11 protein-coding genes and 1 pseudogene are annotated in these 16,910 nt (G+C 70.6%); 4 read left to right on the forward strand and 8 right to left on the reverse strand.

All coding sequences use genetic code 11. The annotated features are described in order from the left end of the window. Window positions 1–145: 145 nt before the first annotated feature. Window positions 146–790 (reverse strand): TetR/AcrR family transcriptional regulator, encoded by a 645-nt coding sequence (locus NA8_RS31460; RefSeq protein ID WP_063053936.1) that lies wholly within the window; start codon window positions 788–790, stop codon window positions 146–148. A gap of 159 nt (window positions 791–949) precedes the next feature. On the opposite strand from NA8_RS31460, the gene NA8_RS31465 reads away from it, so the two are divergent. Together NA8_RS31465 and NA8_RS31470 are read left to right on the forward strand one after the other, a co-directional pair. Next, window positions 950–2,362: an NAD(P)/FAD-dependent oxidoreductase gene (locus NA8_RS31465; RefSeq protein WP_084467233.1), complete on the forward strand. Its 1,413-nt coding sequence runs from the start codon at window positions 950–952 to the stop codon at window positions 2,360–2,362. Next, window positions 2,355–4,145 carry a hydroxysqualene dehydroxylase gene (locus NA8_RS31470; protein WP_063053937.1) on the forward strand — a complete coding sequence of 597 codons (1,791 nt, stop codon included), beginning with the start codon at window positions 2,355–2,357 and terminating at the stop codon, window positions 4,143–4,145. Before NA8_RS31465 ends, NA8_RS31470 begins: the two co-directional genes overlap by 8 nt. Before the next feature lie 51 nt (window positions 4,146–4,196). Here the strand turns inward: NA8_RS31470 and NA8_RS31475 are convergent, their stop codons facing one another. Together NA8_RS31475 and NA8_RS31480 are read right to left on the reverse strand one after the other, a co-directional pair. Further along, window positions 4,197–4,976, reverse strand: a complete 780-nt coding sequence (locus tag NA8_RS31475) for an alpha/beta fold hydrolase (protein ID WP_063053938.1) — start codon at window positions 4,974–4,976, stop codon at window positions 4,197–4,199. A 307-nt stretch (window positions 4,977–5,283) separates the two neighbouring features. Next, window positions 5,284–5,697: a DUF7144 family membrane protein gene (locus NA8_RS31480; RefSeq protein WP_063053939.1), complete on the reverse strand. Its 414-nt coding sequence runs from the start codon at window positions 5,695–5,697 to the stop codon at window positions 5,284–5,286. A 225-nt stretch (window positions 5,698–5,922) separates the two neighbouring features. Between NA8_RS31480 and NA8_RS31485 the strand changes: the two genes are divergently transcribed. Beyond that, window positions 5,923–8,541, forward strand: a complete 2,619-nt coding sequence (locus NA8_RS31485; RefSeq protein ID WP_157107025.1) for a LuxR C-terminal-related transcriptional regulator — start codon at window positions 5,923–5,925, stop codon at window positions 8,539–8,541. A gap of 44 nt (window positions 8,542–8,585) precedes the next feature. Next, complete coding sequence (locus tag NA8_RS31490) at window positions 8,586–10,241, forward strand: alkaline phosphatase D family protein (protein ID WP_063053941.1); 1,656 nt, start codon at window positions 8,586–8,588, stop codon at window positions 10,239–10,241. A gap of 30 nt (window positions 10,242–10,271) precedes the next feature. Here the strand turns inward: NA8_RS31490 and NA8_RS31495 are convergent, their stop codons facing one another. The 5 genes and pseudogenes from NA8_RS31495 to NA8_RS31515 form a co-directional block, all read right to left on the reverse strand. Continuing rightward, entirely contained in the window at window positions 10,272–11,414 is a 1,143-nt protein-coding gene (locus tag NA8_RS31495) for a metallophosphoesterase (RefSeq protein ID WP_157107026.1), read from the reverse strand. Between the two features lie 76 nt (window positions 11,415–11,490). Then, window positions 11,491–12,732, reverse strand: coding sequence for a tryptophan synthase subunit beta (gene trpB / locus NA8_RS31500; protein ID WP_063053946.1), 1,242 nt, complete (start codon window positions 12,730–12,732; stop codon window positions 11,491–11,493). A gap of 167 nt (window positions 12,733–12,899) precedes the next feature. Further along, the gene (locus tag NA8_RS31505; RefSeq protein ID WP_063053943.1) at window positions 12,900–14,123 is read right to left on the reverse strand and encodes a serine hydrolase; all 1,224 of its coding nucleotides are present in this window, start codon (window positions 14,121–14,123) and stop codon (window positions 12,900–12,902) included. A 328-nt stretch (window positions 14,124–14,451) separates the two neighbouring features. Next, on the reverse strand, window positions 14,452–15,711 hold the full coding sequence (locus NA8_RS35620) for a hypothetical protein (protein WP_157107027.1): 1,260 nt from the start codon (window positions 15,709–15,711) through the stop codon (window positions 14,452–14,454). 570 nt (window positions 15,712–16,281) lie between these two features. Then, window positions 16,282–16,910: pseudogene (locus NA8_RS31515) on the reverse strand (lytic transglycosylase); the annotation flags it as partial.

Raw genomic sequence — 16,910 nt, forward strand, 5'->3', positions numbered from 1 at the left:
CGTGTCCGCGTTCGCCCCGGCGGGCCGCACGACGGCGGCGGGCGCGATGCGGGCGGCGCCCAGGATGCCGATCCGCAGGGGCTGTCCGGATTGTGTCATGGGCGCGACTGTAGCAATGGATCCGCTTGTGCCGCCGGGTGTTCCGTCAGGCCGACGGGGCGTCGCCGTACACCGTCAACCAGATCGCCCGGCCCAGCGCCTTCGCCAGCGCGTCGTCGGTGACCCCGGAGCCGGAGGAGAAGCTCACCGCGATCGCGCGTTCCACCATCGAGGTCAGCACGACGGCGGTGGCCTGCGGATCGATCGCCGGACTGATCCGGCCCGCGGCACGGTCGGTCTCCAGCCGCGATCGCACCACCGCCACGAACGAGGCGACCCGGCCGCGCCAATACGCGCCGACGTCGCGGTCGTAGGCGGCGACCTCGCTCAGCGCCAGCAGCAGGGACCGGTGCTCGCGGAACCCCGCGATCATGGTGCGCACTGCCGCCACCACGCCGGCCTGCCGACCGGTGTGGTCGGTGATCCACCAGCGCTCGGCGGCCTCGAACAGATCCGCGGTGGCCAATTCGGCCATGCGGATCAGCAGCCTGCTCTTGTCCGGGAAGTACCGGTAGAACGTCGACCTCGCCGACTGCGAGGCGGCGGCGATCCGGTGGACGGCGATCTCGGTGTAAGGCGTGCCGTCGGCGAGCAGCTCCTCCACCGCGGCGAGGACGCGTCGCTCGAACTCCGCGCGCCGATCGTCGACCGGTTTGCGTGCGTTTCTGGGGACACGGGTCAGCGAGGGCATCCGGGTCCTCTCTGCGGCGCGGCGGCCGCGTGCTCGGCTGTGCCGGTCGGGTGCGTCCCTCCATTCTGCCGACACGGCACGGATATTGACATTCGGGCGCCCGCCGCTCACCATCGATCGGACACAGTGTCCGAGACTAGGTGACCGAGGTGTTCGGGCATGCGCGGATCGTCTCCCCCGGCAATCGAGTACACCGACGTGGTCGTGGTGGGGGCGCGGTGCGCGGGCTCCGCGACCGCCATCGCGTTGGCGCGAGCCGGGCGCGACGTGCTCGCGCTGGACTCGGCGCGCTTTCCCTCCGACACCCTCTCGACGCACCTGCTGTGGCCCGGCGGCCTGGCCGAACTGCGTCGCGCCGGCGCCCTCGACCGTGTCCTCCGGCTCGGCGCGCCCCCACTGACCGCCGCCTTCGCCGACGGCGGCGGCTATGCGGTCCGGTCGTCCTTCGCACCGGTGGACGGCGTCGACTACGCGATGTGCGTGCGGCGGACCGGATTGGACGCCGCGCTCGTGGCCACCGCCGTGGACGCGGGAGCACGGATCCGCGAGGGCGTGCGGGTCACCGATCTGCTGTGGTCCGGCGATCGTTGCGCCGGCGTTCGCTATACCGACGGAAGCGGCGAGCACGAGGTGCGCGCCCGTCTGGTCGTCGGGGCGGACGGTCGCCGCAGCACGGTGGCCCGGCTCGCCGGTGTTACCCGGCCTCGATTGTCCGCACCGAGCGGACGGGACTGCTTCTTCGCCTACTGGCGCGACGGTGCGGCCGACCAGCGGCACATCGCCGCCCAATGGCGAAACGGTCCTGATCTCGGCACCGCGTTCCCCTGCGACGACGGCTTGCTGCTGAGCCTGGTCCAGCCGCCCGCGCAGCCCGCCGAACCAGGCGCCGGGCGCGCCGAGCGCAGGTATCAGGAGGCGATCGAGCACCTGCCGGGACTTGCACTGCGCCTGCGTGATTGCCGCAGAGTCGGGCGGGTGCGTTCGGCCACCGGACTGGCCTCCTACTTCCGGCGCTCGACCGGGCCGGGCTGGGCGCTGCCCGGGGACGCGGGCCATTTCAAGGATCCGGTGACCGCCCAAGGCATCCGGGATGCCTTGCGCTACGGCCGGTTGCTCGGCGAACTGGCCGCCGCGGCCCTCGATGACACCGAGCACCTCGACACCGCCTTGGCCGCGTGGGAACGACTGCGCGATCGCGAATGCCTGAGCGTCTACCAGTGGACCAATCGGCTGGCCCGGGCTTCGGCGATGCGTCCCTTGGAAATCGAGCTCTATCGCAGGAGCGCGGCCGACCCCGCGCTGGCCGACGCGGTCACCGAAATCTTCTCGCGCACCGTGGCTCCCGAAGACGTCTTCACTCCCGCACGCGCGGCGGCGCTCGCGGCGGGAGCGTTGCGCGCATCCTGGCGCGCCCCCTGGCCGATCCTCGCGAATCTGGCGGCCGAATGCCGCGACGCAGTCTCCGAACGGAGGGAAGCGTGCGTTTTCACGCGCCCCGATCCCGCCGACGCCATCCAGTCCCGGCCGCCGCGGCGCGTTCTCGCGGCATCTTCAGGAGATCGACATGCATGACCCGCGTCCTCGGCCGACCATCGACCTCACCCGCCGCGACCTGTTGCGCGGCACGCTCGCGGCCGGACTGGCCCTCACCGCCGCCCCGGCACACGCCGCCCCGCCCGGACCTCGCCGAACGCCCGGGCCGCGCACCGGGGGCAAGTCGGTCGCGGTGCTCGGCGGTGGCGTCGCGGGGTTGTCGGCGGCCCATGAGCTGATCGAGCGGGGATACGCGGTTACCGTGTACGAACCGGCGTTCCTCGGCGGCAAGGCGCGCAGCATGGGCGTGCCGGGCACCGGCACCGACGGCCGTTCGGACCTGCCAGGCGAGCACGGCTTCCGGTTCTTTCCCGGCTGCTATCAGAACCTTCCGGACACCATGCGGCGCATTCCGTTCCCAGGCAACCCCGATGGCGTCGCGGGCAACCTCGTCCGCGTCGAGGGCACCGTCGCCGGTTTCCGGGGCAGGCCGCCGATCTACGCGCCGGTCGAATTCGGGGGCCTCGACCAGATCAACCCGCAGCGGTTGCAGAGCACGCTGATCGGCGCGTTCGGCTTCATTCCGGAACTGCCACCGGCCGAGCTCGCGTTCTTCGCCAAACAGATGGCCGTCTGGTTCACCTCTTGCACCGAACGGCGTTTCGGGCAGTGGGAATACGTGACGTGGGAGCAGATCCTGCGGGCCGAGGGCAAGTCACCGGCCTATCGCGAATACCTGGTCAGCGCCCTCACCCGGATCACCGTGGCGGCCAAACCCCAGCTGAGTTCGGCGCGCACGATCGGCACCATCGGGGAGGCCCTGGTGCTGGCGGGGACCGGGGCGATCCCGCAGTACTCCGCGGGTATCGACCGTATTCTCAATCGTCCCACCAACGAAGCGTGGATCGACCCCTGGGTCACATATCTGCGGTCGCGGGGCGTGCGATTCGTGCCGGGCCTGCGGGCGACACGGCTGGAGCTTCGCGATGGCCGGATCGCCTCGGCGACGCTGACGGATCCCGGCGGCCGCTCCACCGCGGTCACCGCGGACTGGTATCTGTGCGCGATGCCGGTGGACAAGGCGGTCACGCTGCTGACCGACGACATCCTCGACACCGACCCGCATCTGGCGGGCATGCGGGAGCTGCGGACCGACTGGATGGTCGGTATCCAGTACTACCTCGCCAACCCCACCGAGTTGCCGGAAGGCCATATCGCCGCCCTCGGCTCCCCGTGGGCGCTCACCGCCTTGCGCCAAGCGCCCATGTGGGTCGGCGACTTCGCCACCCGTTACGGCGACGGCACGGTGCGCGAATGCCTTTCGGTGGACATCTCCGACTGGGACTCCCCCGGCATCCGCTTCCACCGGCCTGCCAGACAATGCACCGCCGCCGAGATCGCCGAAGAGGTGTGGGCACAGCTCACGGAGTGGCTCAACACCGGGACGGGATGGCTGCGTCCCGAGGACATCCGCTCCTGGCATCTGGACCCCGGGGTCACCTGGACCGCGAACGGCGTGCACAACGAGACTCCGCTGCTGGTCAACACCGCCGGCTCCTACGACCACCGGCCGCAGGCCCACTGCGCCATCCCGAACTTGTTCTTCGGCGGCGATCACGTACGCAACCACATCGATCTCGCCACGATGGAGGGCGCCAACGAATCCGGGCGCGCCGCCACCAACGCGATCCTCGACGCCGCCGACGACCCGGCGCCGCGCGTACCGGTCTTCCCGCTGGTGTCGCTGCCGGTCTTCGAACCGTGGAAACGCATCGACGCCGATCGGTATCGTGCCGGATTGCCGCACCTGCTCGACGTGTGACCGGCCCGGCCCATCGCCGTCCCGGCGCTACGCCGCGGAACGCGCAAAGGCTCAGGGCGCCTCGGCGGTGGTGACGCTCGTGGTGGTCAGGATCGTCTGTGCCACCAGCCGCGGGTCATCGATCATCGGAACATGACCGGTATCCGGCAGGATGGCGAACGCGGCTTCGGGCAGCCGCGTCCGGGCGATCGGGCCGTGAACGTGTTCGGGAAGAACACGATCATGTTCCGACCAGGCCACCGTGATCGGGCACGGCAACGGGTCGAGCGCGGCGATCTGCTCGTCGGTGCCGAGCAGATCGGCGGTGACGGTGCATTCCAGCAGGTCGCGTAAGCAGGTCAGGGCCTGCGCCGAGCTGATGCGATCACCGTGGACGGCGATGTTGCGCAGAGCGATTCGCCGGGCCGCCGCACTGCGCAGCGCCAACGGGGCGAGAAAGCCCAGCAGCCGCCCGGTGACCGCCTCCCGGGCGATGCGGCGGGTCGCGGCCGACCGGCTTCCGTCCCCGGCTTCCCAGAACCCCGCCGGTGAGAGCGCGCAGACGGACTCGGCGCGACCGCGACGAGCCAATTCGATCGCCATCCAGCCACCCAGCGAATTGCCTGCGACGTGCACCCGGCGCAGCCTCAGCGCGTCCAGCCGCCGCTCGATGTCGTCCACCAGATGCTCGACCCGCGCCGGGCGCCGCAGGGCGGGCGGCCCGCCCCGATGGCCGACGGCGGTGGGCGTGATCACCTCGTGCCGGGCGGCGAGCAAGGGGGTGACGTCGTCCCACACCCGTTCGGACATCGTGACACCGTGCAGGAGAACGAGCGGGGGCTTGCTGGGCATTGGCGTCCCTTCGAGTTCGTAGTGCGATCTCGAAGGTGGATACCACAACCCCACCTATGGTGGCAGCGGAAACCTCGACTTCTGAGAGAGATCACCAAGTTTGCTCGCCGGAATGCTGCGGCCGCAACGGTATGGCCCTCCCGCCCGCGCCGAGCCGGCTCCCACCCTGGCCGGAAGACGCCCGATCCCGCTGACCGGCGCCGCCCCGTGCTTCAGGTGCGAGGCGATCGGAACCGCACCGAAGGTCGGATCGGCGGAGTTCGACCCGGCCGAGAGCAGAGGCGCGCGACCGGGAATGTCTGTCCGCTCAGACGGCTTCCGGCCGCCAAGTGGCGACCGCCCAGATCACGACGATGTTCAATGCGATCACCAGAATCGACCATGCCGGGTAGTACGGCAACCACATGAAGTTCGCGATGATCGACAGGGCGGCCAGGAAGATCGCCACCACCCGCGCCCACGTGGAGCCGGTCATCAGACCCAGCGCCGCGACGACCAGGAGAATGCCGATGGCGATGTGGATCCAGCCCCACGTCGTGGTGTCGAACTTGTAGACATAGTCGGCGCCGACGACGATCAGGTCGTCCTCGGCGACGGCGGAGATCCCCTCGAAGATCGACAGCACCCCGACGGTCAGCAACAGGATCGCGGCCGCTATGGACGTGCCCGCCGCGATGCCACGGCGGACGGGGTGTGGCTCCGGTTCGGTCATGTGCGTCATCGGTCGCCCCCTTTCTGGGGAAATAGTGGACAGGCGTCTTCCGAATGTCCACCACTCCCACCGTCCGGCACTTCACCCGTTTCGGGTGACTCCGATATCTCGCGGTCGTCCGAAATGAAAATTCCATAACGACCACACACGATCTGATCGAGCGGACTACACACCGGGTAAGTTCCGCTACCGAGGCGTGGTAGTGATCTGTCAGCACACGGCCCGGGAGGCACGGTGACCACCTCGCACGTCCCCGCTCTACGCCGCATCCCTGCCGCGGCGGAATCCGTCACCCAGATACCCGCCTTGCCGTTCACCCCGATCCCACGGCCCGATCTGTACGCCGCCGCCGACGGCGTGTCGAGCACTCGCCACGGACACGTGCTGCTGATCTGCGCACCGGCCGGGGCCGGGAAGTCGGTGCTGATGGCCGATTGGGCCACCCGGCACGCCGCGGGTAGGTCCGATGTCGCCTGGGTGACCGTCACCGAGCAGCTCGACGACGCGAGGACGCTGTGGAGCGTGCTGCACGCCCGCTTCGAGATCGTGAACACGAACTGCCCGGGCACGTCGACCGCGCAGGCCGCGGCGCTCACCGACACGCTGGCCACGCGCACGACGCCGACGGTTCTCGTGCTCGACGACGCCCATCTGCTCACCGATCCGCTCGCGCTCGCCGGTATCGAGTACTTCCTACAGCATGCGCCGCCGACCGTGACGACGGTGCTGTGCGCCCGCTTCGCACCGCCGCTGCGCTGGCACGTGCTCGATCTCCATTCGCGACTGACCCGGTGGGGTCCGAGTGAACTCGCCTTCACCCCGGCGCAGGTAGATGCGCTGTGCCGTGACCACGGCTGCGAACTCACCGTCGACGAACTCGCGGCGCTGCACTACCTGACCCGGGGCTGGGCCGCCCTCGTGCGCATCGCCGCGACCCATCTGGCCGCGAGATCCGACGACCGAGCCTCTGCGCTCACCGTTCTCGCGCGCCCGGCGCGCGCGGTCGCCGACTTCCTGATGAGCGAACTCATCGAGGCGCTGCCGCCCGCACTGCGCCAGTTCCTCACCTACACCAGCATTCCCGTTTCCTTCACCGAGCAGCTCGCCGACGAACTCGTCGGCGGTGGCGCTGGGCACTGTCTGCACGAACTCGATCGGATCGACTTCCCGATCGATTCCGACGTGCGTGACGGCGAGGTCTGGTTCTCCTGTCATCCGCTGGTGCGCGCCCACTTCCTCGCCGAAGCCCGCCGGCTCGGACCGCGCCTGTGCGCGCAACTGCATCGCCAGGCGGCCCGCTGGTTGCGGTCCGCGGGGCTGCCCTCCACCGCGCTGCCGCATCAGCTCGCGGGCGGGGACCGCGAGCAGCTGTGCGAATTCCTGTCCACATGTGCGCTGCGCATGGTTCTCGACGGGCAGGGCGCGACGCTGTTCGATCAGCTGGCCCGTTCGGCGCCCGCTTTGCTCGATGATCCGTTCCTGTGGCTGGTGCGCGTCGTCGACGCCCTCGTCACAGGCAGCACCGCCGCCGCGGTGGCGTGCTTGGACACCGCCGCGGCGCGGCGCGCCGCCAAGATCTCCTTCGCCTCGCCCGAACGGCTGGACACGCTCACCCTCGCCGTGACGATCGATGTCGCGGCGACCACCGGGGCCGACCTTCCCGGTTTCCCGGACCGTGTCGCGCCGACCGGCGACCCCGATCTCGACGCGTACACCGAGATCCAGATCGCCACCGCCTCAGTCGCCGATGGCGCCGTCGCGCGCGGCGAACAATTGCTGCATTCCGGGCTCGCGCTTGCCGAGCACGCCCGCCGCCCCCGCTTGGTGCTGCGTGCGCTGACCCGGCTGGCCTTCGCCGCCGACGCCGTCGACGCCGCCACCGCGATGCGCGAGCGCGCGGCGCGTGCGCTGGCGATCGCCGAGGAACACGGGCTGCTGGAGACGACCGACGCCGTCCAGGCGACCTCGGTGGCCGCCTACGGCGCCTACCTGCAAGGCGAGACCCCCGAGGCGGCGCAGATCGCGTCGGTACTCACCGAGCGGGCCGATCACGACGGATCATGCGGCCCGGCCGCCGGATGGCGCGGCCACGTCGTAGGCCGCTTGCTGGATCTCGAGCGGGCCGAGGAGCAGTCCGCCGCGGTCGACGCGCTGCGTCGCAGCCTGCTCGTCCTGCTGGAGCACAAGACGGTGCCTGCCACGACGGGCAGCCTGATCCTGCCGGTGGTGTGGGCGCTGCTGCGCGTGCACGACGCCAGGACGGCGCAGCTGCTGGTCGAGCGCGCCCGCGGCATCGTCGGAGAGGTTCCCGAGGTGCGGTTGGCCGATGCGGCGCTGCACGCCGCGGCCGATCGCCGCAAAGCGACCTGCGCCGCCCTCGAACCGCTGCTGGACCGTGTCGGCGACCTGCGTCCGGTCAGTGCCGTCACCGGATGGCTGCTGTACTCCGCGGCACAACACGAGTCCCGGGCGCCGGCCAGAGCTCTCACCGCGCTGGAGAACGCGCTCGGTTGCGCCACGCCCCACCGGCTGCTGCGGCCGTTCCTCGACGTGCCCGCCGCGATGCCATTACTGGACAGCTACGCGGGCCGGCTCGGCCGGGCGGAGAGCTTCGCGGAGACGATCCGGCGTCATCCGGCAGCGCGCCGCAGGCCCGCCTACCCGGCTTTGACCCACACCGAGATGACCGTGCTCAAGCAATTGCCTTCCGGCCGCACCGCCCAGCAGATCGCCGCGGACCTCGGTGTCTCGGTCAACACCGTCAAAACGCACTTGCGCGGCATCTACGGCAAGCTGGGTACCAATTCCCGGGTCGAGGCCCTCGACCACGCGCGCCGTGGCGGGCTGCTCTGACATCGAGCGCCTCCCCGTGGTCGGGGGCGGCCGTACGCTGATGTATGGCTCTCTCACGTCGGGAACTGTTCCGAGTCGGCGCCGCAGGATCGGCGGCGGTACTGGCGGGAACCGCGTCGGCGAGCAGTGCCCGGTTTCCCGCCCCGCGCCGGCTCGGCGATCCGTTCGCGCTGGGCGTCGCCTCCGGCGATCCCGCACCCGATGGTGTGGTGCTGTGGACGCGACTGGCCCCGGACCCCTTGGCGCCGGACGGCCTCGGCGGCATGCCGGTGGATCCGGTCACGGTCGATTACGAAGTGGCGGACGACGAGCAGTTCCGCCGGGTGGTGGCGCGCGGATCGGCGGTGGCCACCCGCGCACTCGGCCACAGCGTGCATCCGGAGGTGCGCGGATTGGCGCCGGATCGCTGGTACTTCTATCGGTTCCGGGTGGGCTCGACCGTGTCGCCGGTAGGGCGCACCCGCACCGCCCCCGCGCCGGGACAGTCCCTGGCGCGGCTGCGCTTCGCGTTCGCCTCCTGCCAGTCGTGGAGTTCCGGCTACTACACCGCCTACGAGCACCTGAGCCGGGAAGATCTGGACCTGGTCGTGCATCTGGGCGACTACATCTACGAGCGGGCGTGGGTGCGCGGGCGGGCGGGGGTCGAGATGGGGCCGAACTTCCGCGACGAGGCCGTCGACCTGCCCGGCTACCGGCTGCGTTACGCGCTGTACAAATCGGAGCAGCCGCTGCGCGCCGCGCACGCCGCGTTCCCGTGGCTGGTCACCATGGACGATCACGAGGTCGACAACAACTGGGGCGCCGGCGCGCCCGGCATCGGTCTGGACATCTGGCGCGTCCCCGCCCTGTTCCGCCGCCGCCGCGCCGCCGCCTTCCAGGCCATGTACGAGCACCAGCCACTGCGCCTGGCGCAGCTGCCGTCCGCGGCGGGCATCCGGCTGCATCGCCGCTTCCGGTTCGGCGATCTGGCCGATATCACGATGCTCGACACCCGCCAATACCGCACACCGCAGGCATGCGGCGGCGCCGTGGTCGGCGGCTGCACCGATCGATTCTCCCCCGGCCGCACCATTCTCGGTGCACAGCAACGGAACTGGCTGATCGACGGCCTGACCCATTCCCCCGCGCGCTGGCAGGTCCTCGGCAACCAGGTGGGCATGAGCCAGAACGATTCCGACCCGGGCCCGCAGGTCAGCGTCTCCACCGACGCCTGGGACGGCTACGTCGCCGACCGCAACGCCGTGCTGGACGCCGCAGCGACGCGCGGCGCCGCCAACCTGGTGGTGATCACCGGCGACCGGCACGAGAACCAGGCCGCCGACCTGCGGCGCGACTACGCCGATCCCGGATCACCGGTGGTGGCGGCGGAATTCACCGGCACCTCGATCACCAGCAACGGCGACGGAACCGACCTGAGCGACAAAGGCCGCGGGCTGCTCGCGGCGAACCCGGACATCAAGTTCTTCAACGCCCAACGCGGCTATGTCCGGGTCGAACTCGACCACAAGATATGGCGCAACGACTTTCGCGTCGTTCCCTACGTGCGACATCCCGGCGCGCCCATCCACACACGTGCCGGTTATATCGTCCAGGACGGCATTCCGGGGGTCGTCGAGGCGTGGAGTCCCGGCCGTCCACCTGCGCCCGCGCCCGCGTCCGACGCCGCCGGTCGAGCGGGCGCCGACCGCGGCCACCGTTGACGAGTCCGGCCTCCGGGCAGCCGCGGGCGCTCAGGCGCTCGCGTGCTCCGCACGTAGGATCAGCACGGTGATCTCGCTCGGGGCGAACACCCGCAGCTGCGGCCCCCAGAAGCCCGTCCCCCGGCTGGTGTAGAGCTGCGTGCGCTCGCCGTGGCGGCTCAGCCCGGCGACGACGGGCTGATCGAGGCGAACGAGATAGTGGAAGGGCCAGATCTGGCCACCATGGGTATGACCGGAGATCTGCAACGCCACACCCGCCGCCGCGGCCTCCGTGATCTGCTTGGGCTGGTGGGCGAGCAGGACGACCGGCGCGTCCGGGTCCGCTCCCGCGAGCGCGGCGGGCAGGTCGGGACCGTGCCCGGGCAAGGCGATGCCGGTGGGATCATCGATGCCCGCGATCACCAGCTGATCGTCACCGCGGCGCACGATTTCGTGCCGGTTGTGCAGCGGTTGCCAGCCGAGCGAGGTCATGTGGTCGATCCAGCCCTGCGCATCACCGAAGTATTCGTGATTGCCGGTGATGTAGAACCGGCCGAGTTCGGCCTCGACCTTGCCGAGCGGATCCACCTGCGCGTGCCGCTTCGCCACCGATCCGTCCGCGAGGTCGCCCGCGTGACAGGCGATGTCGGGCCGCTGCGCGTTGACCACCTCGACCACGCGTTCCGACCAGCGCAGCCGGTCGAGCGCGGCGTAATGGGTGTCGGTCACGACGACCAAGCGCAGTCCGTCCAGCGCGGGGCCGAGACCCGGAATGGACACCTCGAGGGTGCGCACCCGCGGTACCCGGCGCGCCTCGGCCACACCCCACACCACCAGCACCGTCGCGACGGCGAGCACACCCACCGCGACGATCCGGGAGCGAGCCGGGTCGGCCACCCCCGCGGCGGTCAGTCCGGCGCGCGCGAGATTGCCGAGCACCGACCAGCTGAACAGCACCCACATCACGCCGAGCAACGTGTCGCCGACGATCGAGGCCGCATCCGACTGCGCCGGTCCGTGACCGAGGAACATCGACGCGGGCAGGCCGACGAATCCGAGCAGGAACAGCGCCGAACCCAGCCAGAACAGCGGACCGGATTCCGCGGTGGGTGCGGCTACCAGCGTCCACCAGGGCAGCAGGAACAGCACAGCGGGAATCGCCAGGAACAACAACAGGCGGGGCACATACTTCAAGAGGGCTCGTCCTCGGGCGCGGGTGTAGCGCGCGGTCCCTCTCCGGCGCCATGGGCGTTTTCGACGATAGCAGCGGTCATGCCACACCGAGCCGGTCGGCGGCGACGGCGAGATCCTTGTCACCACGGCCCGACAGGCACAGCACGATCAGCGAGTCCGCGGGAATCTCGCCGCGGGCCGCCATCTCCATCAGATAGCCGACGGCGTGAGCGGATTCGAGTGCGGCGAGGATCCCTTCGGTGTGGCTGAGTGCCTGCATGCCGCGCAGGGCGACCGCGTCGGTGGCGGCCCGGTAGAGCACCCGGCCGCTGTCTTTCAGGTGGCTGAGTTCGGGACCGACGCCCGGATAGTCCAGTCCAGCGGCGATGCTGTGGGTGCGCGCGATCTGGCCGTCCTCGTCCTGCAGCAGATAACTGTAGGAGCCGTCGATCTCCCCCGGGCTGCCCATGCAGAGGGTCGCGGCGTGCTCGCCGGTATCCACCCCGAGGCCCGCGGCCTCGACGCCGATCAGGGCCACCCGCGGGTCGTCGGCGAACGGATGGAAGACGCCGATGGCGTTGCTGCCGCCGCCGACACAGGCCAGCACGTAATCGGGCATCCTGCCCTCGGCGCGTGCGATCTGGTATCTGGTCTCCGTCCCGATCACCGTCTGGAAATCACGCACGATCCGCGGATACGGCGCGGGCCCCGCCGCGGTGCCGAACAGGTAGTGGGTGGTGTCCACATCGGCCACCCAATCGCGGACCGACTCGCTGATCGCCTCCTTCAGCCGCCGCGAACCGCTGTCCACCGGGCGGACTTCTGCGCCGAGCAGCTTCATCCGCACCACGTTCGACGCCTGGCGCCGCATGTCTTCGGTGCCCATATAGACCACGCAGGTCAAGCCGAGCATCGCCGACACCGTCGCCACCGCGACGCCGTGCTGACCCGCGCCGGTTTCGGCGACGATCCGCTTCTTGCCCATCCGCCGGGCCAGCAACGCCTGCCCGAGCGCGTTGTTGATCTTGTGTGCGCCGGTGTGGGCCATATCCTCGCGCTTGAGATACACCCGGGCGCCCGGCACACCCAGCAACTCCCCGAACCGCGGTACCCGGTGCAGCAACGTGGGCCGGCCGACACGGTCCCGCAACAGCTCCCGGTACTCGGCGACGAAACCCGGGTCGGCGCAGGCGAGGCGGTAGGCGTCCTCCAAGGCCAGCAGCGCGGCCATCAGCCCCTCGGGAACGAATCTGCCGCCGAATGCGCCGAACCGCCCGCGTTCGTCGGGAAACATCTCGTGCCGGGATCCGCTCACCGCCACGTCATGGTCAATCCTCATCAACACCAACGCTTTCACCGCCAAAGATCCGACGGGTCAGTCTGTTCCGCTAGCGCTAGCACAACCCGACGGGTCGGCAACAAGCGAGTTAACAGACTAAATCGTTCGGATGGCTAAGGTGTTCTCACTGGTGGAGGCGATCGATCCGGCCGGGCGCCTCGTCCTGGCTACCGGTCGGCAGGCACGGTGGCGGAGACCTGGGCGACCAGCCGCCACGGCCGCTCGGTATCGGTGGTGGCCTTGCCGCTGGTGAGGATCGCGCCGGACAGCCCGCGAGCCGGGTCGGCCCAGCCGTACTGGGTGGTCAATCCGCTACGCCCGAAATGCGATCCGGTGTCGCGGCCGAATTTCGACCTGCGCCCGCCGAGTTCGAAGCCGGCTCGGCTGACGCGTCCGGCGACACCGGGTATCCAGCGCGCCGGGCGCACCGCCTCCTCCAGCGTGTCCGTCCGGATGATGCGGCGGCCGTCGGGTGCGCCGTGGGTGAGAATCTCGTAGAACCGCGACAACTCGGACGCGGTGGTGATCAGATTGCCCGAGGGCAACTCGGCGGTGAGGAAGGCGTCGGTCGCCGCGCGCGACGCGCGGTCCATTCGCCCGCCGACCGCCTTGCGCGCCAGATAGCTCGCCGTTCGAGAGGGAGCCGGACCGGTTTTCACGCTCGGCACGACCTTTCCGAGGTCCTCGGGTCGTACGCCGAAGTTGGTCCAGCGGAATCCGAACGGCTCGAGCACCTGCTCGGCGAGATGCTCGCGCATCCGCTTGCCGGTCGCGCGCCGCACCAGCAGGCGCAGCACCAATCCCAGGGTGAGCGCGTGGTAGACCCGGAAACGTCCCGGCTTCCAGCTCGGGACCAGGTCGGCCAACGCGCGCACGGCCAATTCCTCGTCGAGTACCAGGTCGACGCCCTGATACGGAGCCGGGACGAAAGGGATCCCGGCGGAATGCGAGAGCACCTCACCGATCGTGATGGCGGCTTTGCCGTTCGCCGCGAACTCCGGGATGTAGCCGGACACCGGATCGTCGAGGGCGAAGGCGCCCTGCTCGACGAGCATGAACATCAGCGCACCGGCCACGCCCTTCGCGGTCGAGAACCCGCAGAACGGCGTGTCGGGAGTGGCCAAGACCCGCACCGACTCCGGCCCGTCGCCCGGCGCGTTGCCCCAGCCGTGGCCGATGGTGCGGTTCAAGACGATCTTGCCGTCGCGGCGCAGGCACACCTGGATCGCGGGAGTGGCGCCCAGGCGGTACCACGCCTGCACCGACTCCCACAGGGACTCCACGTCGACGCGGCTGAGTCCGATCGCCGCCGGATCATCTTCCGGACCTCGGGTCGTGACGGTCTCCAAGTCCTCGACGATAGCGACCGAGCCGGCCGTTGGTGCGCTCACCCGGCCAGCTTATCCACCCGTCGGCGGGAGCCGCCGGTGCCCGGCGCGGCTCACAGCGGCGCCGCTGGCCACCACTGGTCGAACAGGTCCTGGCCGGTGTGTGTTCCCAGGACATGTCGATGACGATCCACGCCCGCGCCGGGTCGTCGAATCCGGCTGTGCGCAGTCCCGTGGTGCCGCCCGCGTAGTGACTCCAGCGCACCCGCCCGAATCCGGACGGTCTGCGCCAGGTGGTCGTTCCGGCGTGGGGACCCCGCCGGGCGGCCGTGGGCACCTCCCTGACCGAGCAGAATACCGGCCGACGCGGCATCCACCGCTACAGGCCGTTTCAGCGGCCGTGCAGCCAGCTCTGCTTCAATTTCCAGTGGTTGTCCCACCACGCCTGCACGGTGGCCTGGTCGGCGTTCCAGGGAGGCGGTGGGGACTCACCCGGGAAGAGGTAGGTGTCGTCGGGCGCGGCGGCGGTGGCCGGCGCCGGAACGGTCGGCTCGAGAGATTCCGTCGGGGTGGGACTGCGCGGATGCGGCGGCGGTTGCTGCTCCGCGGGCGGTGGTACGGGAGGCGGCACGGGCGGGACGGGCAGCTGAGCCTGAGCCTCCGCCGGGTGCGGCGCAGGAGGCGGTGGGATCGGCGGTTCGGGATACGGCTCGGGAGTGGATGCCGGTTCCGGCAACACGGCCACCGGGGCTTGCTCGGCCGCGGGCGCCGGGGGCACTGCCGCCGGATTCGGTTCGGCGAGCCGAGCGGCGGGAACGGGCCCCTGCGCGGGGGCGCCGATCTCGACATCGGCCGGGCGGTCCTCGCGGGCCTGCACGACGGCGACGGCCGCGCCGCCCAGCAGTGCGGCCGCGGCCGCACTGGCCAGGACCACACGTCCGCCATGTCGGCGACCGGCCGCCGACGGCGCCACCGGTGCGCTCCGGAACGGAGCGGCCGCGACCAAGGCCGCGCCGTAGGCGGCAGCGTTGGCATGGTCGGGCGCCACCATGACGGGTACGGCCAGCGCGAGCCGGACCGCGGCGACCACGTCCCGATCCCCCGCCGCCGATCCGCACAAGACCACGGCGTCGGGCAGCAGCCCGTCCGCCGCTACCGCGGGCCGGATTCGATCGATCGCCAGGTCGGCGGTCTCGGCGTCGACGACACCGGACGACCACCCGCCGGAGCTGAGAATCTCGGTCCGGTCCGGCCCGGTCACCAGATAGGACGTCTGGTAGCCGACGAACTCGACCACCAGCACGGTGCCGCACCGCGCCAGGCCAGGGATTTCCTCGATCATCGCCAGCAGCGCTGCCTTCGCCGACACGAGCGACGACGATCGCCACGATGCCGATGACAGTTGCGACACGATTGCTCGTCGCTCGGCCACGGTGCGGTACGCCACGGCTACGTCATCGATTTCGGTCCCGGCCTCGACCTCGGCCGTCAACGCTTCCAGCGTGGCGACCACCGACGCGGCGGTCGAGTGCTCGACCGGCTGCTCGATCTCCCGCAGCACGTCCGGCCGGGTCCCTCGCTGCGCCGTGGACGAGAGCAGCACCCCGCGCACCACGGCCTGTTCTGCTGATATTCCGACTGTGGCCCTCATGGGATCACCTCTGCTCGACCGGTCTCGGACGGCGGTTCGTCACGGCGGTCGCCGACGATCGGCCCAGGTTCGCACCCGGGCCACACGCTCGCCGGACGTCCGCCGCACGAGATGACGCTCTCGGAGACCACAACGGCAAACCCTGACCGGTGGGTGCGGGTGTGCCCAGAGGTGCATGGCCTCCTCGGCGCCGCTGGCATATGCCACGCGATAGCTATCGATCAGACTACGTCGGTTCGCGCGGTCCGGATACGGCTTCGAGGCAGCGTTGCGCGCGATACGGGCTCAATCGTGACGAAGTCGTTCGGCGCCGTTTCCGGAGCGATTCCGAAGCGACGGCGACGTCACTGCGCCTCGGCACGACGACCCGCGAAAACTGCGGTGCGATCAGCCCGGGTGGCGGCGGTCGGAGACGTTTGCGAACGGTCGCGGCACAGCCTGTCCCGGACCAGCGCCTCTTCGGCGCCTGCGCTCTGCGCCGGCGCCGCAGCCCACCGTGGATGAACCAGTAACTGGAGCCAGAGTTCGGGGCCCGAATGCGAGAACCCGCGGTTACCGGAGGGGACGAAGTCAGCCCGCCGGTGGGGGTGGCGGTGGGCCAGGAAGAGGAATGACGATGCCGAACGGCAGAGTGATTCCGGGCGGGGGCGTCGGTGTGGGCGCGGGTTCGGCGGCGGGCGCCGACTCTGGTTCGGGCGCCGACTCTGGTTCGGGTTCCGGCGCGGGCGGTGTGGCGATGGCGGGTTCGGGCCCGCGCGGCCCGGTATTCCGCTCCGGAGCGCCAGGTGTGGGGCCGATGGCGGCGTCGGTCTCGGGGTGCGCGCACTCGGACGCACGGGCGTCGGCGGGTTCGGCGTTGTCGGCCGAATTGCCGTCGGCTTCGGGGCTGTTCGCGCCGGGGTTCGGTAGCTGCCCGGGCGCCACGCCGTACGGTTGCCCCGGCGCGAGCGGAATGCGCGCCATGCCGGGCTGCCCCGGTTGCGGCATCGGAGCGGGAACAGGTTGCGCGACACACGGATTCACCGGCGGCGGCGGGCAGAAGATGCCGCACGGAATCGGCGGCAGACCGGGAAGCGTGATCATCACCTGCGTCGGCGCCTGCTGCCGCGGCGCGGGCACGGGCGCCCGCGGCGACTCGACGGGTGCGGGCACCGCCGTGGTCACCGCAGTCATCGGGGAACCGGAATCCACCGGGGCCA

It is taken from the genome of Nocardia arthritidis NBRC 100137 (assembly GCF_001612765.1).
GTDB classification, from domain to species: Bacteria; Actinomycetota; Actinomycetes; order Mycobacteriales; family Mycobacteriaceae; genus Nocardia; species Nocardia arthritidis.

What these genes read in the sequence shown, in the direction of transcription:
- NA8_RS31465 (WP_084467233.1), top strand. Translation starts at nt 950, where the DNA reads ATGCGCGGATCGTCTCCCCCGGCAATCGAGTACACCGACGTGGTCGTG.
- trpB (WP_063053946.1), bottom strand. Translation starts at nt 12,732, where the DNA reads ATGAGGATTGACCATGACGTGGCGGTGAGCGGATCCCGGCACGAGATG.
- NA8_RS31480 (WP_063053939.1), bottom strand. Translation starts at nt 5,697, where the DNA reads ATGACGCACATGACCGAACCGGAGCCACACCCCGTCCGCCGTGGCATC.
- NA8_RS31470 (WP_063053937.1), top strand. Translation starts at nt 2,355, where the DNA reads ATGCATGACCCGCGTCCTCGGCCGACCATCGACCTCACCCGCCGCGAC.
- NA8_RS31490 (WP_063053941.1), top strand. Translation starts at nt 8,586, where the DNA reads ATGGCTCTCTCACGTCGGGAACTGTTCCGAGTCGGCGCCGCAGGATCG.
- NA8_RS35620 (WP_157107027.1), bottom strand. Translation starts at nt 15,711, where the DNA reads ATGAGGGCCACAGTCGGAATATCAGCAGAACAGGCCGTGGTGCGCGGG.
- NA8_RS31475 (WP_063053938.1), bottom strand. Translation starts at nt 4,976, where the DNA reads ATGCCCAGCAAGCCCCCGCTCGTTCTCCTGCACGGTGTCACGATGTCC.
- NA8_RS31460 (WP_063053936.1), bottom strand. Translation starts at nt 790, where the DNA reads ATGCCCTCGCTGACCCGTGTCCCCAGAAACGCACGCAAACCGGTCGAC.